Below are 20060 nucleotides of genomic sequence, written 5' to 3' on the forward strand. Positions count from 1 at the left end.
CCAGCTGCCGGAGGTCAAAACCCCGTGCACGGCATCAAAAAAGCGGGGCCGGCGAGCGGCCCCGCAGCTTCAGGGGAAGGAGGCTCGCCATGCCACGGACGGACCGGCTGCCAAGCACGGCTGCATTCTCGCACGTTTCAACGTAGGATGCGGGTCCGGGCGCATCAACGGGGAACCGGTCCGGGCACTTGACCGCTGCGCTGCGGGCGCCGTACACGGCCGGTTTCATTGGACAACGACACGGGCGGGCATGGGTTTCGATCACGCCACGCGACGGACCTACCTGGACATGATGGCGCGCATCAGTGCGCGCTGGCTGCGGCTGTTCGAAAACGACCCGGATCTCTACTCGACGGCTTACTGGGATTTGCTGACGACGCTCTGGGCGGCCGGCGGCCCCATGCGCAAGACCGAGGCGCTGGCCGCGATGTCGGCGGTGAAGAGCCCGCACACGGCCGGCAAGTACCTGGACTGCGCCGTGGCCCGCGGCTACGTGCAGGAAACCGGCAACCCGGCCGACGCGCGCTCCAAGCTGGTGCAGCTGTCGCCCTGGCTGAAACAGCGGCTGGACGCCTTCTTCGACGACGCCGTGAACGACATGGTGGCCACCGCCGACCTGGTGCGCGATCGCCGCGACGACAGCGAGGGCGAGGACGCGGCCTGAGCCCAGCCCCGGACGGCCCGGACGTGCGCGCCCCCGAGCGACGTGCGCACGTCCGCCGCGGAACGGCGCCGGTGCGTCAACGTGCTTACCGGCGACGACCCGGCAAGGAACGGTGGTTTAAGCTGTGACGATGCGGGAAAAGGGAATGGTAGCGGGGGAGGGACTCGAACCCTCGACTCAAGGATTATGATTCCTTCGCTCTGACCAACTGAGCTACCCCGCCACCCGTCGCGAGCGGGCGGCTCCGCCCGGCGGACGGGCATATAGGCGCTCGTCCCGGCGCGTGTCAACACGCATCCCGGTCGCGTACAGCCGGTCGTGGCGTCGGGTCACACCCCACATGGAGGACGCCGACCGATCCCATTGACGCACCCCCGCGATGGGGTGCCTCGTGCGCCAGTAGTTGCTTGGCGAAACTCAAAACGCGTCAATGGAGCCCTCCAATGCGCGGCACCACACCCTTCGACGACCGCTTCGACGACGACGCCGCCTTCGGCACGACGGCGCTCGGTTCGCCCGCCCTTAACCACAATCCATTCGGCACACCGCCCCTGGGCCCACCATCGCAGCCGCCGGGTCCGGGCGGGCGTCCCAACCCGACCGAGCCCGAGGAGGAGAATGAGGTGCTGATCGACTACGACGGCGGCGAAGTCGGCCAGAACGCGCCCTCGTTCGAATGGGAAGGCCAGACCTTCACGCTGGATTCCCAACCAAGCGAACGCGTGACGGCGGCGCACCGTGTCGAGCGCACGCCCAACGGCGAGATCGAGATTCACCTGGAGGAAGGCGCGAGCACGGATGTCGGTGCCAGCGCCAAAGCAAGTTACCGCACCGACCTACCCGATTTCACACGCGCCTCGCTGGGGTTCGAGTACGGCGGGGATCTGGCGGAGTCGACCCCCACCTTTTCCAACATGCAGGGCTTCTTCCGCCGCGACCCGGCCACGCGCGACGCGGATTCCCCGGAAGAGGCCGTGAAGGCGCAGCTCTTGGTGGGCTCGGATGCAGGAAACCCGAATTCCCCGTTCGCCGGGTCGCTGCTGCGCGACCGGAACGGTCAGGAGACGGGTGACTTCGTGGACAATGCGGACTTTCCCACCAGCGGCCGTTTCAATCTCGTCACGCAGGAAGACGGGCGCGTGAACACCGGCGTCACGGTGCCGGGCTCGGGCGCGGCCACCGAGAACCGGGATCTCGATCCGGCGGACGAAATCGACGACTTCGAGCTGGAGCAACTGCTGCTGCAGGTTGAGACGTTTCAGGACGATGCCAGCTTTCAAAATCAGTTCGGCGACGACGGCCAGCAGTTCACCTACACCGATCTGAAAATCCTCGGCGACGGCGGCGGGGCACACACGGCCGCCGACGGTGCGGAGGTGTTGGCGTAGTCTGGGCGAGCTGCCGCGTTCAGCGGTATTGCCGATGATCCGGGCTCGCGGGCGGTCTTCGCGGGCCCGTTTTTTCGGGTCACACCAGAGGAAGTGCGCACACGTTAAGGTCCGCACACGTGTGCGACCGTTAACCGTCCAACTTGGCCGCGACCGGGAAAAAGCTGGTGGACCCGGCAGGACTCGAACCTGCGACCTTCGGCTCCGGAGGCCGACGCTCTATCCGACTGAGCTACGGGTCCGAACCGGCGCACGCCGCGCCGTGCTCTCGTTCCGCGTGATCTAGCTCATTGCGCCGGGCGATGCAACGTGTGTCTGCTGGGCGGGCAGCGACACACGCCCGGCCGCCGGACGACGGAAGCCGGGCGCCCTTGACTGCCGCAATGCACGGCGGGAGCGGCCGGCCCCGCTCCGCCGTGGCGGCCTTCACCAACGCACCTGGACGAAGGAGCGAGCGACCATGACGCATACGCCGCACGAACTGGCGGACGAATTTCCGGAGCACACGCAGCGCATCCACGACCTGAAGGTGTCGGACGACCACTTCGCCAAGCTGGCGGACGACTACCACGAGGTGAACCGCCAGGTGCATCGCATGGAAACCGACATGGAACCCGTCTCCGACGAGGTGCTGGAAGAGGCGCGCAAGAAGCGCCTCGCGCTGAAGGACGAGATCGCCGCCTACCTGCGCGAGCACGGCTGACGCGGCTGCCTCGCGGCCCGGGGGAGGGACCGCCTCCGGGCCGGTTCAGCGCGTGGTCACCGTGATCGCGCTCCCCGCGCCGCCGGTGGAAAACCGGCTCAGGTTGCCCGACTTGCCGCGAACCGCGATGTCCAGCCGCCCGCCTTCCGCGGTCTGGCGGATTTCGCAGGACATGCGCTCCGCTTGGAAATGCCGGGTCAGCGGCGGCCGGCCGGCGATCTCGACCGTTTCCGTGTGCGCCGGCCCTTCGAGCGTGCAGCGCACCGTGAACGCCGCGGCCGCGTTGCCGTCGAGCTGCAGGACGAACCCCGAGTCCGCCGCGGCGGCCGGCGACATGCCGACGGCCGCCAATCCGGCGTAGTGGACCACCGGCACCCGCCGCGCGCCCTCCCACAGCGCCGTCGCCGCCCGATGCACCTCGGCCAGCACCGCCGGGACATTCGCCAAATCGGATGAGAACCCAAGACCCCGGTACGCCACCACGCCCCCGTCATCAACGCGAACCGAATTGCATTACCATTGTGCGGGTCGACGGGTGCCTGAAAACTGAGCACTTGGCGTACACATATCGGATAAACGAAGCCGCAGCTGCCTCTGGCTACCACGCTCACAACTGCAAATCCCGTTTGCGGATTTCGGCAACCGAAATATTGTTATCACCACGCAGAACCGACAAGTTTTCCGCTTGATGGCGGAGATGCCCGAGAACGCCGAAATCACGCGACTTCATCGGCACCCCGTCCTCCGGCCATGTCTATTGCCGCGTTCAAACCGTGCCGTGCTACAATGTTTGCATGTTCAAGCAACCGCGAGGGCGTCGGACCATGCGGCGCAGTGTTCGGATCGCCGTGGGCGCGATCGTGGCAGCATCGCTCGGTTTCGTGGCCCCCCTGGGGGCCGCGGCGCAGGACAGCCCCGTGCGCATCGAGCAGGTGCCGAAGGAACGGCAACTGGACCAGGACGCGCTGGACGAAGGGCTGCTGGAAGAGCACATCGAAGCCGGCCGCATCCCGGAGCGCTGCGAGGACCCCGACGTCGCCGCCAGCGATCCCGCCTGCGTGCCGGAACGCAAGAAGAGCGTTTCGGAAAGCTACGGCATCCCGGTGATCGAGGACCCCGGCACGGACAACTCCGACCTCATCCCCGGTGTGACGATTAATCAGAGTCGCACGCCGTCGCGCTGACGCGGACGGCTTCGCGGTGGGGTAACCAATCCCGCACGCCGTCACGCTGACGCGGACGGCTTCGCGGTGGGGCAATCAGTCCCGCACGCCGTCGCGCTGACGCGGACGGCTTCGCGGTGGGGTAATCAGTCCCGCGCGCCGCAATCTTCACGACCGCCCGGTGCCGACACCCTCCCTGATCGCCGGGGCAATCCGCGATGAGCGGGATTGCCCGGTCGACACGCAGTCGCCGGCTGGAAGCCAGCTAGCCGGGCAATGACGGGCGGCGGCTGCTCGCGTCGGGCGGCGCGGCATGCCCCATCCACTGTCGTCACCGCACGGAGACCGTGATGACGCTGTCCTTGCCGCCGGTGGACAGGCGGCTCACGTTGCCGTCGCGCCCACGCAGCTCGATGTCCAGGCGCCCGCCGGCCGCGGTCTGGCGGATCTCGCAAAACAGCCCGCGCGCATGAAAGTGCCGGGTCAGCGGCGGCCGCCCGGTGAAGGCGATGTCGTGCGCCGTCGCGCCGGTTTCCAGCGTGCAGCGGACGTCGAAGGCGGCCGGCTCGTTGCCGGCCAGCCGCAGCGTGTAGTCACCGCCGGCCGCGACGGGGCCGGGCGCGAGGCCGGCCAGCGCCGCGACGGCCGCGCACGCGCGCACCGCGCCCATCATCGCCGCGCCGTGATGTCGAGCCCGCCGGTGCCGTTGGGGCGCGCCGAGAAGCCGGAAAAGCTCTGCGGCCCCTTCACGTCGACGGCGAAGTTGACCCCGCCCTGGGCCGCCAGGGTGAAGGGCGTGTTCGGCTGGCCGGCCACACGGACGTCGCCGCGCGCGATCAGGGCGTTTTCGTTGGCGCCGTCGCCCTGCAGAAGGCGCGTGTTGTTGTTGTCGTCGGTCTGGAGATGAACGCCGACGTCGTTGCCGTTCTGCACCGTCAGCAGCCGGTTGTTGCGGCCGGCCTGCAACGCCACGGAGCGGTTGCCCCCGCCGCCCTGAAGGAGGTGCGCGGTGTTGTTTCGGCCCGCGCCCTGCCCGTTCAGACTGTTGAGGATGTCGTCGAGCGTCTGTTCACCGCGCAACGGCTCGAAGCCGGCGGGCCCGAGCGCCGTCGGATCGCCGCCGTTGCCCTGACCTCGGCCTTGCCCCTGCCCCTGGTTGCCGGTGTTATCCTGGCCGTTCGGCGGGGTTTGCGCCGGCGCGTCGGCGAAGGCGAAGCTGAAGTCGCGCGGGATTCCGGCTAGGTTCGTGGCCTCCAAGGCGGACACGGACCCCTGCACGAGCACCGACCGGCTGCCGTCGCCGTACTGCCTGGCGACGGCCGTGTTCCCCTTGCCGCGTTGAATAACTCTGGCCCGGCTGGTGTCGGCATCCCCCGGCGGAATTTCGATGGAACCACCGGGAAGGTCCACCTCTTCGCAAAAGATCACCGGGGACACCTCGCAGGCGCGCGGATTGGCCGGGATCGGTTGCTCGACGACCTCGCCGGCCGGCGTTTCGACTTGAAGGACGGGTTGCAAGAAGGTGCCATCGAAAAAATCGCCAACAAACGTTTTTGCCTCGCTCAGCGCCCCCTGGTGGACCCTTGCCGTGTTGTCTTCGCCGATCTGGCGCACCGACAAATCGTTGCCGTCGGCGGCTGCCGGCGCCGCACCAAGGCCGAACGCGAGGCTCCCGGCCGTCACGGTCACAGCCGTCGTCACGAGGATTCGGCGAAGCATTGGCGATCTCCCTCACGGGCAAACCAAACGATGGAGCAGCCGCCCCGCGGGACCGCTGCCCCATCGCGATGGCTTATTGCTGCACGGTACTGGCGTAGTTGCCGCTACCGTTCTGCGTGACCCAGTTCGTGTTGTCGTCGCCGATCTGTGCCAGCTTCGCCGTGTTGTCGTTGCCGAGCTGGATGGAACTCGCGGTGTTGCGGTTGCCCTCCTGGGCCACCGTGCTGGCGTTGCGGCTGCCCACCTGGGCGAAAGTGATATGGTTCCTGTTGCCGGCCTGCACGGTCAGCCCGTCGTTGCGGTTGCCGCGCTGCTCGGCGGCATTCAGGATGCGCAGATTGCCGTTGCCGAGCACGGTGGCGTTGGGCGAGCCGTTGTCCGTCTCGAACTTGCCGGCAACGCTGAAGTTGTCCCGGTTGTTGCCACGGCCGACGATCCGGTTGTTATCGCCCTGCACGCGGATGCCCATGCGGTTGACGTTGCCGATCTGCTGGACCGCGGCGGCGTTGTTGTTGCCGCCGACCTGGGCGATACGTGTGGGCCCGCCGGCGGCGTTGACGGCGGACACGCCCGACAGGATGTCGCCCGGACGGTGATAGGCGCCAAAACTCACGCTGTTGCCGCCCGTGCCGACATCCACGCTGCCACCGGCGCCACCGTGCACGACGTTCTTGCGGCCGTTCTGGTGGGCACCGACGGTGTTGCCGCCCAGGTTGCCGATCACGTTGTTGGCGCCGAAGGCGGCGACGTTCTCGTTGCCGCCACGCTGGCGGAAGCCCGCCGTGGTGTTGTTGCCCGAGTGATCGTTCAGGCGCACGAAGTTCCGATTGGTCTGCTGATCGACGGCCACGTTGTTCTGATTGCCCGTAACCGGCACCGACGCCGTGCTGCGATTACCTGCCTGATTGATGAAGGTCTCGTTGTTGTTGCCGTCCTGATCACCGCGGGCAAAATTCAGGTTGCCCGCCTGCTCGACGTCGACGGTGTTGTTCTTCCCGGCCGCGGCGCCGGTCGCCATGAGCCCCAAGCTCAGCGCCGCCGCGCTGACCGTGGTGAGAAAGGTGCGGACCCGCATGGTTCGCCTCCCGTTGTTTGGATGAGCAATTTCGGACCGCCCGGTCCGAACCGGACATCCCAAGCCGAACAGTTAACGTATCGTTAAGACAACCTCGGGCGCTTCGGCACGCGAAAGCGGAGCGGATTTGACGCGAATCCGGTGTATTGGGGCCGTTCACCCGGCCGCCGCGCCGGAATCGGGGTGTTCGCCCGCGTTGAAATGGGCCATGCGGCGGGCGACCTCCTTCGCCCAGCGGCGCATCACCGCCTCCCCGTGCGGGGTCAGGCGGTAGCCGCCGGGCACGCGCGCCACCAGCGGCCCGCCTCCGTCATCGCTGGCGAGGTGGGCGAGATGGCTGTGCACCGTCGCCAGCCCAAACCCCAGCGACTGCGCGATCCCGCTGAGCTTCGCGGGGCGGCCCTCCCGCCACTGCGCCGCCGCGACGCAGCGCAGGATCGCCGCCGTGCGCAGGTTTCCCCAAAAGTCCAGGTCGACCCGGTGCACCTCCGTCAGCATGTCCGGAACCGCTCCCAATTCCGGCGAGAGCGAAATAACACGATCGGTCACGATTACCCCGAATGATCGCGCGTATGACGGTATCACCATTGTGCCCGTACACGGCGCTCGGAAAATCGACATCCCGTCGTACACACAAAGAGGGATCGTCGACCGTTGTTTTTCTTGCTGTTTTTCGGTTGCGGAAAGCCTGCCGTCTTGGCGTCGGGCGCAGCACCCGCTTAGGGTTCACGAACAGTTAACAACGCGGCGGGGAGACGATGACGATGCGCACCCGGACGACACGCATTCTCGCGGTCTGTGCCGGCCTCATGGCGGCCGCCGCCGGCCCGGCCGCCGCCCAGGACCTGGTCTATCAGCCGGTCAACCCCTCCTTCGGCGGCGACCCCTTCAACAGCAGCCACTTGATCAACCTGGCTCAGCAGCAGAACGACTTCGACGACTCCTCCTTCGATCCGCCGAGCGCGCAGGAGCAGTTCGCGGATTCCCTGGAGCGCCGCATCCTCTCCCGCACCTCGCAGGAGATCACCGACCGCATCTTCGGCGAGAACCCGCAGGAAAGCGGCGAGTTCACCGTGGGGCAGCAGCGCATCACCTTCGACCAGACGGGTGACGGTCAGATCGATATCACGCTGCTCGACCTGCAAACGGGCGCGGAAACCAACTTGACGATCCCGACGCCGCAGTTCTGATCCCAGCCCAGGTAAGGACACAGCCATGTGGCGACTGGCACGCACGGCCGGCCTGCTGGCCGTGGCGGGAGCGCTCGTCTCCTGCACGACCGGCAACGTGGAAAGCATCGGGCAGAAACCGGAAATCATGCCCGAGTTGGCGACCACCAAGCGGCTCAAGCAGCTGCCGCCGCCCAACCAGAAGATGACGGTCGCCGTTTACGACTTCAGCGACCAGACCGGCCAGCGCAAGCCCGACGAGAACGTCGCCGCGCTGTCCACCGCGGTCACGCAGGGCGGCGCCGCCATTCTGGTGGACGCGGCCTTCCAGGCCGGCCGCGGCGACTGGTTCAAGGTGCTGGAGCGCAAGGGCCTTCAGGACCTGCTGCAGGAGCGCAAGATCATCCGCTCCACGCGCCAGCAGTTCGGCAACGGCCAGCCGCTCAACCCGCTGACCTTCGGCGGCATCCTGCTGGAAGGCGGAATCATCTCCTACGACACCAACCGCCTCACCGGCGGGCTGGGCGCGCGGCTGCTCGGCATCGGCGGCAACACCGAATACCGCGCCGACGTCGTCTCGGTCTACCTGCGTGCGGTGAGCGTGAAGACCGGCGAGATCGTGCAATCCGTCAAGGTGAGCAAGACGCTCTACTCCCTCCAGCTCCAGGCCAACGTCTTCAAGTTCGTCGGTGTCGAGGAAATCCTGGAGATGGACGCCGGCGTCACCTCCAACGAACCCACGCAGGTCGCCGTGCGCCAGGCCATCGAGTCCGCGATGTACGCCCTGATCGTGGAGGGCGCGCAGGACGCGTTGTGGGCCTTCGCGGACAGCCAGGCCGGGCAGAAGGTGATCGACACCTACCGCGAAATCACCGAACGCGAGCCGGCGAAGACCGTGAAGGGCGACGCGGCGGAGCAGACCTCCTCGGCGCCGCGGTCGCCACGCGCCGCTTCGCCCTCGTGACCGGTCAGCGCCCGTAGCGGTCGTCGAAGCGGACGATGTCGTCCTCGCCCAGGTAGGCGCCGGTCTGCACCTCGACGATCTCCAGCTCCGCCGGCCCAGCATTCTCAAGGCGGTGCGTCGCCCCGATGGGGATGTAGGTGGACTGGTTCTCGCCCAGCTCGAAGCGCTCGCCGTCCAGCTCCACCGTGGCGGTGCCGCGCACCACCACCCAGTGCTCCGCGCGGTGGCGGTGGAGCTGGCGCGAGAGCCCCTCGCCCGGGCGCACAACCAGCCGCTTGACGCGGAAGTGCTCACCCGCGTCCACCTCCTCGTAGGCGCCCCAGGGCCGGGAGACGCGGCGGTGGACCTCGGCTTCCGGCCGCCCCGCGCGGCGCAGCGCGTCCACCACCGGGCGAACGTCCTGGGCCCGGTCCAGCGGCGCAACAAGGACGGCGTCGGGGGTTTCCGCGATGAGGTGCCCGTCCAGGCCCACGGCGCCCACCACCCGGCTTTCCGCGTGGATCAGGGAATTGTGCACGTCGTGGGCGGCCACCTCGCCCGAGACGACGTTGCCGTCCGCGTCCGCCGCACCCGTTTCGCGCGCGTGCTCCCACACCGCGCGCCAGGAGCCGACGTCGCGCCAGCCCGCGTCGAAAGGGACCATCACGGCGGTGTCGGTGCGCTCCATCACCGCGCGGTCGAACGACACCGCCGGCGCCTCGCCGAACGCCGCCTCGCCCACGCGCACGAAATCCCGGTCGGGCGCGCGCTCCGCGTGCGCGGCTTCGACCGCCGAAAGCACGGCGGGCGCATGGGCGCCGAGCGCGTCCAACCCGGCCGAGGCGCGGAAGACGAACATCCCGCTGTTCCAGTAGTGGCCGCCGTCGGCCAGGTAGCGTTCGGCCGTCGCCCGATCGGGCTTTTCCGTGAACGCCTCGACCCGGCGCGGCCCCTCGCCCGGGGCCACGCGGATGTAGCCGTAGCCGGTTTCGGGCCCTGTGGGCGTGACGCCGAAGGTCACCAGCCAGCCCGCATCGGCGTGCGGCACGGCACGCGCCACGGCCCGCGCGAACGCGCCGTGATCCGTGATCGCGTGATCGGCCGGCAGCACCGCGAGCACGGGGTCGCCGTCCAGCGCCCGGGCCTCGCACGCCGCCAGCGCGATGGCGGGCGCCGTGTCGCGGCCCGCCGGTTCCAGCAGGATGCGGGCGCCGTCCATGCCGGCGTCGCGCAGCGCTTCGGCCGCGAGAAAGCGGTGCTCCTCGTTGCACACCACGATCGGGTCGGCCCCGCCCAGCGCGCGCGCCCGCGCCAGGGTCTGCGCGAACAGGCCATCCGCGCCCGCCAGCGGCTGGAACTGCTTGGGGTGCCGGGCGCGCGACACCGGCCAGAGCCGCGTGCCCGAACCGCCCGCCAGGATCACGGGCCGAACGCGCGGCGTGGTGGGCTGACTCATGCGGCTCCCCGGCTATCGCGGTGGCGAACGGCGGCGGGCGCGATGCTCGCGGCGCAAGCGCCGCCTGTCCAGAGGGGCGAGGCGCCGCCCGCGCGCCGTACGTCCGAAGGGACCGCGACCTCGTCCGCCTGCACGGTCGCAAAACCGGCGAAACAGCCGGATGGTCATCGTGAGATCGCCCGCTGACTCCGGCGCATCGGACAACCCGAAAGGCGCACAATGCGGATCGCCATGATCGGAACCGGCTATGTCGGCCTCGTCTCCGGGGCCTGCTTTGCCGAGTTCGGCACGACCGTCCACTGCATGGACCGCGACGCGGACAAGATCGCCCGCCTGAACCGCGGGGAGCTCCCCATCCACGAACCGGGGCTCGACGAGCTGCTGGCCCGCAACATCGCCGCCGGGCGCCTGCGCTTCACCACCGAGATGGCCGAGGCCACCACCGGGGCGGACGCGATCTTCATCGCCGTCGGCACGCCCAGCCGGCGCGGCAACGGCGAGGCCGACCTGCGGTTCGTGCACAGCGCCGCCGTGACCGCCGCACGCGCCGCCGAGCCCGACAGCGTGATCGTCACCAAGTCGACCGTTCCCGTCGGCACGGGGCGCGAGCTGGCGCGCAGGCTGGCCGAGGCGGTGCCGAACAAGCGCCTGCACGTCGCCGCCAACCCCGAGTTCCTGCGCGAGGGCGCCGCCATCGCCGACTTCATGCGCCCGGACCGCGTGGTCGTGGGCGCGGAGAGCGAGCGCGCGCGCACGGTCCTGGAGGCGCTCTACCGCCCGCTCTACCTGAACCAGACGCCGCTGGTGATCACGGATCTGGAAACCGCCGAACTGGCCAAGTACGCGGCCAACGCCTTCCTCGCCACCAAGATCGGCTTCATCAACGAAATGGCCGACCTGTGCGAGGCCGTGGGCGCCGACGTGCACGGCGTTGCGTGCTGCATGGGCCTGGACGGGCGCATCGGGCCCAAGTTCCTGCACCCCGGCCCCGGCTTCGGCGGCTCCTGTTTCCCCAAGGACACGCGCTGCCTCGCCCACACGGCGGACACGGTCGGCACGCCGCTGGGCATCGTCAACGCCGTCATCGCGGGCAACGACCGCCGCCCGGACACCATGGCCGCCAAGATCGCCAACGCGCTGGGCGGCGACGTGAGCGGGCAGACGCTCGCCGTGCTCGGGCTCACGTTCAAGCCGAACACCGACGACATGCGCGAGGCCCCGAGCCTGAAGATCATCCCTGCCCTGCAAAGCGCCGGTGTCACCATCCGCGCCTTCGATCCGCACGGCATGCCGGAAGCCGCCAAGCACCTGGCCGATGTCGTCTGGTGCCGCGACTGCTACGACGCCATGACCGGCGCCGACGGCGTCGCCATCCTCACCGAATGGAACCAGTTCCGGAACCTCGACACCCAGCGCATGCACCAAGCGCTGCGCCGGCCCGTCGTTATCGATCTGCGCAACATCTACGACCCCGCCGCCATGACCGAGGCCGGATTCCACTACACCTGCGTCGGCCGGCAATGAAGGCTCATTGCATGGCTTCCGTCAGGCGAGCGGACGCCCGCCAAACGAGATGAATGGGGCTGTCTTGGGGAAGGTGCCAGCCGGACCCTCACTGTGCTCCGCGATCGTCACGCTGGTGCCGGCGACAACAGCCGCTCAAAACCTCGTACGGATGCGATCAAACACCCCGCTTTTCGAGCCGGTGTTCCGGTCGTGATGGCACCCCGGTGACGATAGCCGCTCAAAACCTCGTACGGATCGGCTTAAACACCCAGTGTTTAGGTGCCCGGGGCGGCTTGTTGGCTTAGGAGGGAGCGCAGGCAGGTGCGGGTTTCGAGCGGCTTGGCCTGGCGGTCGCGGGCATCGAGGTAGACCGCGCGGCGCTCGCCGTCGCCGCCGTCGGCTTTGTACAGAAAGACGTCGAGAACACAGCGCCGGCTGACGTACTGCCAGATGCGGGCGGGCGGCTCGCTGCGCACGCGCGTGGGCGGGCCCAGGACGCTGCGCACGGTCTGCGGTCCCTGGTCGAGGATGCGCTCGGGATCGGGGTCGACCGGCTCGACGCGGATGGCCGGGCGCTGCGGCACTTCGTCCGGCCAGGGCACCGCGGGCGGATCCACGGCCGACCCTTCGACGGGCGGCCCGGACAGGTCGCGCGGCACCATGCGCGTGCCGCCATCCGGCCCCTCGGGCGCCGATCCGGGTTCGCCCGGCGGCCGGACGCAGGCGGCGGCAAGGACGGCCAGACCGCATCCCGCGGCGCGCACCAGACGCGACACCGGGGAGCCTACCCGTCCTGCTGGCGCACCGCCTCGTCGCCCACGCCCGCGGCGGCGAGCGGGTCGTCGGGCGTGTCGAGGGCATCGCCCGCGGCGTCGCGGGCGGGCTCGGCCGCCGGGTCGGCGGCGCCGTTGGCGGGCTGGGCGGCCGTGTCGTCGGTGCGGTAGCGCTCGGCTTCCTCGGCGCTCAGCTCCACCAGCGTGCCGCCGATGCGGCCGCCGCTCTCGATCTCAAGCGCGCGGTAGCGGATGGTGCCGTGGACCTGCCCGTTGGCGCGGAGGTTCAGGCGCTCGCGAACGACCAGATCGCCTTCGAACCGGCCGGCGATTTCCGCCACGTCGATGACGGCCGAGCCCTTGAAGGAGCCGGTGGGCGCGACTTCAAGCTCGCGCGTCTCGGTCAGGTCCGCCTCGACCATGCCCTCGACCAGCAGCTTGTCGCAGGCCGCGATCTCGCCGGACATGCGGATGTTCTGCCCGACGATCAGCTTGTTGCCCGCGTCCTCGTCCTGCGCCGGCGCGGTCTTGCCGCGCTGGCGGTTGTTCGACGCCTGGCGCGAGGGTTCCGGGTTCACCGGCGGCGTGGGCTGGCGGTTCAGCACCGCGGAGGGGTCCGGCCGCGTCGGGCGTTCCGGCTGGACGGGCGCCGACGCCTGGGCCGACCCGCCGGGCTTGCTCTCGCCGGGAGCGTCGCCGTCCCCCTCACCGGCGGGGCTGGCGGGCGCGGCCGAGGGCTCGCGCCGGGTGTCCTGTTTGGGCTGTTGCTTGGTGCGTTTGCCGAACATCCGTGCCTCGCTCGTGAGGACCGCTGGGCTCGTGAGGACCGCTGATCAGGCGGCGCGCACGGCCGGCGCCCCCGCCCGCCGACGGATGCGCTCGACGACGTGCACCATGAAGGCCGCCGCGATCACGGGCGCCAGCAGGTTCACCACCGGCAGGGTCATCAACACCGCGATCACCACCCCGGCGGCGACCACCCGGCCCTGGTAGGCCCGGCGAAGCGCCCGCACGCGCGACCGGTGCAGCCGCCGCACGGCCACCACCTCGAAGTATTCCCGGCCCAAGAGGTAGCCGTTCACACCGTAGAACACAAACACATTCAGCGGCGGAAACAGGAGCAGATAAATCGGCAGCGCGATCACATTCACCACGATGGTGGCGAGCGCCAGATCCACGCCGTCCTTGACGCCCTCCAGGATGGGCTGCCCCTCGGCGGGCGGCAGATCGGGGTAGTGGCGCGCCTCCACGCGCGCGGCGGCGTCCTCCAGGTAGAATTGCTGGGTCAGCCCCATCACCGCGGGGAAGATCAGGAAGCTGGCCACCAGCACGCCCGCGAGCCCGCCGAGCGCTACCAGGATCTCGACCGCCCAGCCCCACCAGGACTCCGCGCCCAGCCACGCGGCCAGGGAGTCGCCGCCGGCATCGATCCCCCACCACGCGAGCGCCCACAGCCCCGCGAAGGTGACGACGGAGATGGCGAGCGCGCGCCAGACCAGCCCGCGAAAGCGCGGGTCGGAGAGCTGGCCGATGGCCTTGAGGAGTCCGACGAGCATGGCGCGGGGTGTAGGCCCATCCGGCGCGGGCGCGCAAGCCTGCGCGCTTGAAGGGTTCAGTGCCGCCCATATACTCGCGCCGGTCAAGGACAACGCGGAGGAACGCCCGACCATGGCCGGTCAGCCAGCGGACCAGGAGCGAATCGACGTGCTCGGCGTCGGCAACGCGATCGTGGACGTGATCGCGCGCACCGACGACGCCTTTCTCACCAAGCACGGCCTGCCCAAGGGCGGCATGACGCTGATCGGCAGCGAGTGGGCCGAGGCGCTGTACGAGAGCATGGGCCCGGGCACGGAGATGTCCGGCGGCTCGGCGGCGAACACGCTCGCCGGCATCGCCTCGCTGGGCGGGACGACGGCCTTCCTGGGCAAGGTGCGCGACGACCAGCTCGGCCGCATCTTCCGCCACGACATCCGCGCGGCCGGCTGCACCTTCGAGACGAGCGCCGCCACCGACACCCTGCCCACCGCGCGCTGTCTGGTCTTCGTCACGCCGGACGCGCAGCGCACGATGGCGACCTTCCTGGGCGCGTCCACGCAGCTCGGCCCCGGGGACGTGGATCACGAGCGCATCCGCCGCGCGCGGGTGACCTACCTGGAAGGCTTCCTGTGGGACGCGCCGGAGGCCAAGCAGGCCTTCATCGACGCGGCCGGCACGGCGCGCGGGAACGGCGGCGAGGTCGCGCTCTCGCTCTCCGACCCCTTCTGCGTGGAGCGCCACCGCGAGTCCTTCCGCGAGCTTGTGGACGGGCACGTCGACATCCTCTTCGCCAACGGCGACGAGATCACCTCGCTCTACGAAACCGAGACCTTCGAGGAAGCCGTGGACATCGTGCGCGGCAAGGTGCGCATTGCCGCGCTGACGCGCGGGGAGAACGGCTCGGTCGTGGTGACGCCGGACGAAACCGTCGAGGTGCCGGCCGTGACCCCCGGCCGCATCGAGGACACCACGGGCGCGGGCGACCTCTACGCCGCCGGTTTCCTGCACGCCTACACGCGCGGGCACGACCTGGGCCGGTGCGCGCACCTGGGCGGCGCCTGCGCGGCGGAGGTGATCAGCCACGTGGGCGCGCGCCCGCAGCGCGACCTGAAGGAACTCCTCACCGAGATCGGCTGAGCGTCCGGCTTGGCCGCCGGGCGGGCGATGCCCACCTGACCCGGTAGGACACGCGGACACGGAGCGGGACGATGGCGGACGACACGGTGGACGACCGCATCGACGTGGTTCAGGGCGACATCACGCGGCTGGACGTCGACGCGGTGGTGAACGCCGCCAACAAGCAGCTCAAGCGCGGCGGCGGCGTGGACGGCGCGATCCACAAGGCCGCGGGGCCGGAGCTGCAGAAGGCGCTGGACGGCATCGGCGGCTGCCCGGCGGGCGAGGCCGTCGTGACGGACGGTTTCAACCTTCCGGCCGGCCACATCATCCACACCGTCGGGCCGGTCTGGCACGGCGGCGACGAGGGCGAGGACGAGACGCTCGCGAGCGCCTACCGCACTTCGCTCGCTAAAGCGGAAGAGGTGGGCGCCGCGCGCGTCGCCTTCCCGGCGATCTCCACGGGCGTCTACAACTTCCCCCAGGAGCGCGCGGCCGAGATCGCGGTGCAGGAAGCGCGCGCCTGGCTGCGCGAGCACGACACGCCGCAGCGCGTGGTGTTCTGCGCCTTCGACGCCATGACCACGGCGGCCTACGAGAAGGCGCTGGCGCGGTGACGGCTGCCGTGCTGCGCCCCCTCGCGGCCGCGCTGATGCTGCTGACGGTGGCCGCCTGTGCCGGCACCGACGACGGCGACGGCCCGCCGCCGGTGCGGGCGCGCGCCTACCCCACGCCCGAGCGCGAGGCCGTGGTGGTGCAGGTGGTCAACCTCCCCAAGGGCAGCGAGGTCACGGCGATCGAGCTGCGCACGCCGGACGGCGTGCTCACGCCGTCGAAGCGCGAGAGCAGCGAGACCGTTTCCGCGGGCGAGAGCCTGGCGCCCGAGATCGGCATCGGCGCCCGGGGCGGCTCCGCGACGGGCGTGGAGCCGCACCTCACGCTGTCCTTCTCGCTGTTCGACTGGTTCTGGGGCGGCGACGCGGAGGCCAACGGCAAGCTGGAACGCACCGAGGGCCGCACCGTCCTCGCCCGCATCCCCGTGCCCGAGGACCAGCGCGGCGAGCTGACCAAGCGCACGGTCACGATCACGCTGCGCGACGTGGCCGGCACGACACGGACCCAGCAAACGCGCGTGCAGGGGCAGTAGCGGCGTGCGCCCCGCCAGTCACGCCCGCCCCATCGTCATCATCGGGCGCTGACCACCGGATCGGGAGGGGTGGCGCCGGCGTCGGTCCAAGCATTGGCCGGCACCGAGAAGCACACCATCTTGATCGACATGGCCGGCGCCACGGTCCCGGCACCGGGGCGGCGCGGCTCATGTCCATCCCGCTCGCAGGGAGGCCGCCATGAAGCGCCGCGACATGATGCTCGCAACCGCCGGCGTGGGCCTGGCCCTGGCCGCCGGAGCCGTCACGCTCTGGCCGCGCCGGCACGCCGTCGCCGCCGCCGATTTCACCGAGCACCACCCCGTCCGCGAGCGCAGTTGGGATCTGAGCCCGCCCGAGCGCTCGCCCGAGTACTGGCGCCAGTTCGTCGGCGACGATGCCTGGGACATTCTCTTCCGGGAGCAGACCGAGCCGCGCTGGTCGAGCGAGCTGAACGGGGTCGACGGCGACGGCACCTTCATCTGCGCGGCCTGCCATCTGCCGCTCTTCTCCGCCGCGACGAAATACGACAGCGGGACCGGATGGCCCAGTTTCTGGGCGCCCTACGCCGACCACATCGACACCAAGCGGGATCTCAAGCTGGCGGTTCCGCGCACGGAGTATCACTGCATCCGATGCAAGGGGCATCAGGGGCACGTCTTCGGCGACGGCCCCGAGCCGACGGGCCAGCGCTGGTGCAACAACGGGCTGGCGCTGGCGTTCGTGCCGGCCCAGCAATCCCTGCCACCCCTGCGAGGTTGAGATGATGCACGCACATCTCGCGCGCGCTGCCCGAATGGCGCTGCTGGCCCTGCCGCTGGCGCTCGTCGCCGGCGGCGCGGCGGGGCAGGACACCGAAACCGAAACCGCCGTCTTCGCGGGCGGGTGCTTCTGGTGCGTCGAGGCGGCCTTCGACCCGATCGACGGCGTGGTCGATCACACGGCCGGCTTTGCCGGCGGGCACGTCGAAAACCCGAGCTATGACGAGGTCACGGGCGGCGGCACGGGGCACAAGGAGGTCGTCCGGGTCACCTACGATCCCGAGACGGTCACCTACGAGCGCTTGCTCTACGTGTTCTGGCGCAACGTCGACCCGCTCGACGACGGCGGCCAGTTCTGCGACCGCGGCCCCTCCTACGAAACGGCGATCTTTGTCGACGGCCCGGACCAGCGCGCCGCCGCCGAAGCCAGCAAGCGGGCCCTCGCGGAGTCCGGCCGGTTCGACCAGCCGATCGTCACGCCGATCACGGATCTCGACCAGTTCTATCCGGCCGAGGCGTACCACCAGGATTACTTCCAGGAAAAACCCTTCCGCTACAAATTCTACACCCAGGGCTGCGGGCGCTATGAGCGGCTGGACGCGCTCTGGGGCGAGGAAGCACGCCCCGGCCAGGACAAATAACGGCTGTCGCCGCCCAGCCGTGACCGCCGCCGCGACCGGCGTGGCACCGCATCGTGACGGTCACGCTCCGCTATGTGGCGGGCCCGGAACAGACCCAGCGAGGAGGGCGATCAGCCGACAGGCGATCCGCCGAGCCGTCGTCGCCGGCTCCCGGCCATCGCATGTCGCGCCGGTGACAATCGCCGGTGGTTCAGCCCCTCAGGACCCGGCTGGATGGCAAGCCGATGCCGCCAGACCGTGATCCGGTGGTCGGGCTGTTGCCCAGACGGGCCGGGGCGGCGGTCTGCCCTCACGTGGGCATTGAAGCGAGGCCACTGGCGTTATACTCTTTGTTATAACGCACTGGAGGCCGGCATGGTGGAATTGAAGGTTCGCAAGGTGGGCAATTCGCTCGGCACGGTGTTTCCGCGCGAGGCGCTGGACCGGCTGAAGCTGCGCGAGGGCGACCGGGTTTTCCTCACCGAGACGCCCGACGGCTACCGCGTCACGCCCTACGATCCAGAGTTCGAGCGCCAGATGGAGCTGGCCGAAGAGGGCATGGCCGCCTACCGCAACACGCTGCGCGCGCTGGCGACGTAAACCGGCCGATGCCGGTCTGGCTTGAGCGTGCGCTCATCGACGCGCTTCACGACCGTTTGCTCGCGGAGCACGGCGGCTCGACGGGCGTTCGCGACGAAGCGCGCCTGGACGCGGCGCTCGCCCGGCCGCGCAACATGGCGGCGTATGGCGAGGCCGACCTGTGCGACATGGCCGCCGCGTACGCGGCCGGGATCGCGGGGAATCATCCCTTCGTGGACGGCAACAAGCGCACGGCCTTCATGGCCGCGTTCGTGTTTCTTGCCCGCAACGGCCTGCGCCTGACCGCGCCCGAGGCCGAGGCGACACGGATGATGTGGGCGCTGGCCGCCGGGGATGTTTCGGAAAGCGGCTTCGCCGCCTGGCTGCGGCGGAACACCGAGAAGACAGCGGCGTAGGCGGCGCGGGCGTGACCGCCATCACCGCGTTGGCCCGGCCTCGCCCGCTGGATGGCCGGTGATGCGGCGGTCCATGGCGTTGACGCGGGCTTGCAGGGTTTCGACGGCCCACTGGAGGCCCTGGGCGGGCACGGTCTCGACGGGGCGGGTGGAGCCGCGGTGCAGGGCGGAGGCGACGGACTCGCGCGTCTCGTGGGCGAGCACGGCCAGCGCCTCGACCGCGCCCTGAAGCTGGATCACGTCGTCCTCCAGCCGCGCCAGCACGCTCGCCGCGTCCTCGCCCGCGCGAGCCGGGGGCGCACCCGCATCCGCCGCCCGGCCGTCCGTCTCCACCTGCCCCGTCATGCCGTGCCTCCGTGGTTCGTGCCGTTCGCAGCGGTGATTCGCGGCGTGTCCGGGTGCCACATGAGCCGCTTACCCGCCACATCCTTTACGGATTTTATTGTACGCATTGGACAGCAACAGTCAATAGCTTATGCAATTGTCTTGGCCGGCGCGCGCGCGAGGGCTACACGGCCCGCATGATCCGCTCGGAACACTGCCGCGCCGCCCGTGCCCTTCTCGGATGGACCCAGCAGGAGCTTGCCGACCAAGCCGACCTGGGCCTAATCACCGTGCGCAATTTCGAGGCCGGCAAGACTACCCCGCACAAAGGCACCTTGCGCCTGCTCCGCGAAACCTTCGAACGCCACGGCATCACCTTCATTACCGAGGGCGGTGTGGGCGTGATGCTGACAGACACACACGCAAGCCAGCCCTGACCACTTGGGTTCCACGCATACCGCGCGACAGCTTGTTCGCCAGCACAACTGCGCTTACCGTTGGGAAGCGTACGGAGGTGCCCGATGGCAACGAACGAAACGGACAACCGCAAGCCGAGCGAGCAAGCGGCTCCATCCCAGCAGGCCTCGTCGAGCGGCCACGCGCAGCCCAAGCCTGAGCAGCCGCCCAAGACCAAGCCTCAACCGCCCCGCCTGAAGCTGGTGACGCCCAGCGGCAAACAACTCGGCGACGCGCCAAGTCCGCTCCCCGAGCCGGAGGAAACCAAGGCGTAGTAAAGCAGCATTGCCGGCCGCCCGCGCTTCTCCGCCATCCTGCGTCGGCTGGCTGCCGCGTGCGCCCGCACGTTCATTTAACATCAACTGTTTATGCGCCGGCATGAAGCGATGCATGCTCGTGCCTGCCGGCAACCTTGCCCACCGCGCGGACGTTGGGCTTGCCACCGTGCGCAATCTCGAGGCCGGCAAGACCACGCCCCACAAGGCACCCCGCACCTGCTCCGCGAAACCTACGAACACCACGGCATAACCTTCATCACCGAAGGCGGC

General features: G+C 69.7%; 27 protein-coding genes and 2 tRNA genes. 16 read left to right on the forward strand and 13 right to left on the reverse strand.

The window, feature by feature from the left end:
* Positions 1-250: 250 nt before the first annotated feature.
* Positions 251-664 (forward strand): winged helix DNA-binding protein, encoded by a 414-nt coding sequence (locus tag BLQ43_RS09300; RefSeq protein WP_090020092.1) that lies wholly within the window; start codon positions 251-253, stop codon positions 662-664.
* 146 nt (positions 665-810) lie between these two features.
* Here BLQ43_RS09300 and BLQ43_RS09305 read toward each other — a convergent pair.
* Positions 811-887 (reverse strand) — tRNA-Met (locus BLQ43_RS09305).
* Between the two features lie 220 nt (positions 888-1107).
* Between BLQ43_RS09305 and BLQ43_RS09310 the strand changes: the two genes are divergently transcribed.
* A complete protein-coding gene (locus BLQ43_RS09310) occupies positions 1108-2052 on the forward strand; it encodes a hypothetical protein (protein WP_090020094.1) in 945 nt (314 codons plus the stop codon).
* 165 nt (positions 2053-2217) lie between these two features.
* Here BLQ43_RS09310 and BLQ43_RS09315 read toward each other — a convergent pair.
* A tRNA-Arg gene (locus BLQ43_RS09315) sits at positions 2218-2294 on the reverse strand.
* A 218-nt stretch (positions 2295-2512) separates the two neighbouring features.
* Between BLQ43_RS09315 and BLQ43_RS09320 the strand changes: the two genes are divergently transcribed.
* Positions 2513-2755 carry an HP1242/YdcH family protein gene (locus BLQ43_RS09320; protein WP_090020096.1) on the forward strand — a complete coding sequence of 81 codons (243 nt, stop codon included), beginning with the start codon at positions 2513-2515 and terminating at the stop codon, positions 2753-2755.
* A gap of 45 nt (positions 2756-2800) precedes the next feature.
* On the opposite strand, the gene BLQ43_RS09325 is transcribed toward BLQ43_RS09320, so the two are convergent.
* Positions 2801-3202 (reverse strand): hypothetical protein, encoded by a 402-nt coding sequence (locus tag BLQ43_RS09325; protein WP_143006230.1) that lies wholly within the window; start codon positions 3200-3202, stop codon positions 2801-2803.
* A 160-nt stretch (positions 3203-3362) separates the two neighbouring features.
* Complete coding sequence (locus BLQ43_RS14895; protein ID WP_281217569.1) at positions 3363-3491, reverse strand: hypothetical protein; 129 nt, start codon at positions 3489-3491, stop codon at positions 3363-3365.
* A gap of 88 nt (positions 3492-3579) precedes the next feature.
* On the opposite strand from BLQ43_RS14895, the gene BLQ43_RS09330 reads away from it, so the two are divergent.
* Positions 3580-3939: a hypothetical protein gene (locus tag BLQ43_RS09330; protein ID WP_090020102.1), complete on the forward strand. Its 360-nt coding sequence runs from the start codon at positions 3580-3582 to the stop codon at positions 3937-3939.
* Between the two features lie 310 nt (positions 3940-4249).
* On the opposite strand, the gene BLQ43_RS09335 is transcribed toward BLQ43_RS09330, so the two are convergent.
* From BLQ43_RS09335 to BLQ43_RS09350, 4 genes are all read right to left on the reverse strand, one after another.
* Positions 4250-4591 (reverse strand): hypothetical protein, encoded by a 342-nt coding sequence (locus BLQ43_RS09335; RefSeq protein WP_143006231.1) that lies wholly within the window; start codon positions 4589-4591, stop codon positions 4250-4252.
* Positions 4588-5637, reverse strand: coding sequence for a hypothetical protein (locus tag BLQ43_RS09340; RefSeq protein ID WP_090020107.1), 1050 nt, complete (start codon positions 5635-5637; stop codon positions 4588-4590). Before BLQ43_RS09340 ends, BLQ43_RS09335 begins: the two co-directional genes overlap by 4 nt.
* Before the next feature lie 73 nt (positions 5638-5710).
* The gene (locus BLQ43_RS09345) at positions 5711-6712 is read right to left on the reverse strand and encodes a hypothetical protein (protein WP_090020109.1); all 1002 of its coding nucleotides are present in this window, start codon (positions 6710-6712) and stop codon (positions 5711-5713) included.
* Between the two features lie 156 nt (positions 6713-6868).
* Positions 6869-7210: a helix-turn-helix domain-containing protein gene (locus BLQ43_RS09350; RefSeq protein WP_090020111.1), complete on the reverse strand. Its 342-nt coding sequence runs from the start codon at positions 7208-7210 to the stop codon at positions 6869-6871.
* Positions 7211-7476: 266 nt separating this feature from the next.
* Between BLQ43_RS09350 and BLQ43_RS09355 the strand changes: the two genes are divergently transcribed.
* Together BLQ43_RS09355 and BLQ43_RS09360 are read left to right on the forward strand one after the other, a co-directional pair.
* On the forward strand, positions 7477-7902 hold the full coding sequence (locus BLQ43_RS09355; protein WP_176758612.1) for a curli assembly protein CsgF: 426 nt from the start codon (positions 7477-7479) through the stop codon (positions 7900-7902).
* Between the two features lie 25 nt (positions 7903-7927).
* The gene (locus tag BLQ43_RS09360) at positions 7928-8845 is read left to right on the forward strand and encodes a CsgG/HfaB family protein (protein WP_090020115.1); all 918 of its coding nucleotides are present in this window, start codon (positions 7928-7930) and stop codon (positions 8843-8845) included.
* A gap of 4 nt (positions 8846-8849) precedes the next feature.
* Here the strand turns inward: BLQ43_RS09360 and BLQ43_RS09365 are convergent, their stop codons facing one another.
* The gene (locus tag BLQ43_RS09365) at positions 8850-10280 is read right to left on the reverse strand and encodes a mannose-1-phosphate guanylyltransferase/mannose-6-phosphate isomerase (RefSeq protein WP_090020117.1); all 1431 of its coding nucleotides are present in this window, start codon (positions 10278-10280) and stop codon (positions 8850-8852) included.
* 219 nt (positions 10281-10499) lie between these two features.
* Between BLQ43_RS09365 and BLQ43_RS09370 the strand changes: the two genes are divergently transcribed.
* On the forward strand, positions 10500-11804 hold the full coding sequence (locus BLQ43_RS09370; protein WP_090020119.1) for a UDP-glucose dehydrogenase family protein: 1305 nt from the start codon (positions 10500-10502) through the stop codon (positions 11802-11804).
* Positions 11805-12061: 257 nt separating this feature from the next.
* Here BLQ43_RS09370 and BLQ43_RS09375 read toward each other — a convergent pair whose 3' ends face one another.
* Genes BLQ43_RS09375 through BLQ43_RS09385 form a run of 3 tightly spaced genes read right to left on the reverse strand, consistent with a single transcriptional unit; the run spans position 12062 to position 14115 of the window.
* Positions 12062-12550, reverse strand: a complete 489-nt coding sequence (locus tag BLQ43_RS09375; protein ID WP_143006233.1) for a hypothetical protein — start codon at positions 12548-12550, stop codon at positions 12062-12064.
* Between the two features lie 20 nt (positions 12551-12570).
* On the reverse strand, positions 12571-13347 hold the full coding sequence (locus BLQ43_RS09380) for a polymer-forming cytoskeletal protein (protein ID WP_090020124.1): 777 nt from the start codon (positions 13345-13347) through the stop codon (positions 12571-12573).
* A gap of 45 nt (positions 13348-13392) precedes the next feature.
* Positions 13393-14115 (reverse strand): EI24 domain-containing protein, encoded by a 723-nt coding sequence (locus BLQ43_RS09385; protein WP_176758613.1) that lies wholly within the window; start codon positions 14113-14115, stop codon positions 13393-13395.
* Between the two features lie 112 nt (positions 14116-14227).
* On the opposite strand from BLQ43_RS09385, the gene BLQ43_RS09390 reads away from it, so the two are divergent.
* The 7 genes from BLQ43_RS09390 (at position 14228) to BLQ43_RS09420 (ending at position 18732) form a co-directional block, all read left to right on the forward strand.
* Positions 14228-15232 carry an adenosine kinase gene (locus tag BLQ43_RS09390; RefSeq protein ID WP_090020129.1) on the forward strand — a complete coding sequence of 335 codons (1005 nt, stop codon included), beginning with the start codon at positions 14228-14230 and terminating at the stop codon, positions 15230-15232.
* Positions 15233-15303: 71 nt separating this feature from the next.
* Positions 15304-15828, forward strand: coding sequence for an O-acetyl-ADP-ribose deacetylase (locus BLQ43_RS09395; protein ID WP_090020131.1), 525 nt, complete (start codon positions 15304-15306; stop codon positions 15826-15828).
* The gene (locus tag BLQ43_RS09400) at positions 15825-16358 is read left to right on the forward strand and encodes a hypothetical protein (protein ID WP_090020133.1); all 534 of its coding nucleotides are present in this window, start codon (positions 15825-15827) and stop codon (positions 16356-16358) included. Before BLQ43_RS09395 ends, BLQ43_RS09400 begins: the two co-directional genes overlap by 4 nt.
* A gap of 199 nt (positions 16359-16557) precedes the next feature.
* Positions 16558-17118: a peptide-methionine (R)-S-oxide reductase MsrB gene (msrB, locus tag BLQ43_RS09405; RefSeq protein WP_218119170.1), complete on the forward strand. Its 561-nt coding sequence runs from the start codon at positions 16558-16560 to the stop codon at positions 17116-17118.
* 4 nt (positions 17119-17122) lie between these two features.
* A complete protein-coding gene (gene msrA, locus BLQ43_RS09410; protein ID WP_218119171.1) occupies positions 17123-17758 on the forward strand; it encodes a peptide-methionine (S)-S-oxide reductase MsrA in 636 nt (211 codons plus the stop codon).
* Positions 17759-18112: 354 nt separating this feature from the next.
* Positions 18113-18337, forward strand: coding sequence for an AbrB/MazE/SpoVT family DNA-binding domain-containing protein (locus BLQ43_RS09415; protein ID WP_176758614.1), 225 nt, complete (start codon positions 18113-18115; stop codon positions 18335-18337).
* Between the two features lie 8 nt (positions 18338-18345).
* On the forward strand, positions 18346-18732 hold the full coding sequence (locus BLQ43_RS09420) for a type II toxin-antitoxin system death-on-curing family toxin (RefSeq protein WP_090020137.1): 387 nt from the start codon (positions 18346-18348) through the stop codon (positions 18730-18732).
* Positions 18733-18753: 21 nt separating this feature from the next.
* Here BLQ43_RS09420 and BLQ43_RS09425 read toward each other — a convergent pair whose 3' ends face one another.
* Positions 18754-19077: a hypothetical protein gene (locus BLQ43_RS09425; RefSeq protein ID WP_090020139.1), complete on the reverse strand. Its 324-nt coding sequence runs from the start codon at positions 19075-19077 to the stop codon at positions 18754-18756.
* Positions 19078-19253: 176 nt separating this feature from the next.
* Between BLQ43_RS09425 and BLQ43_RS09430 the strand changes: the two genes are divergently transcribed.
* Both BLQ43_RS09430 and BLQ43_RS09435 read left to right on the forward strand, forming a co-directional pair.
* On the forward strand, positions 19254-19493 hold the full coding sequence (locus BLQ43_RS09430) for a helix-turn-helix domain-containing protein (protein WP_090020141.1): 240 nt from the start codon (positions 19254-19256) through the stop codon (positions 19491-19493).
* Positions 19494-19577: 84 nt separating this feature from the next.
* On the forward strand, positions 19578-19787 hold the full coding sequence (locus BLQ43_RS09435; protein ID WP_090020143.1) for a hypothetical protein: 210 nt from the start codon (positions 19578-19580) through the stop codon (positions 19785-19787).
* Positions 19788-20060 lie beyond the last annotated feature (273 nt).

Source organism: Limimonas halophila (assembly GCF_900100655.1).
GTDB lineage: Bacteria > Pseudomonadota > Alphaproteobacteria > Kiloniellales > Rhodovibrionaceae > Limimonas > Limimonas halophila.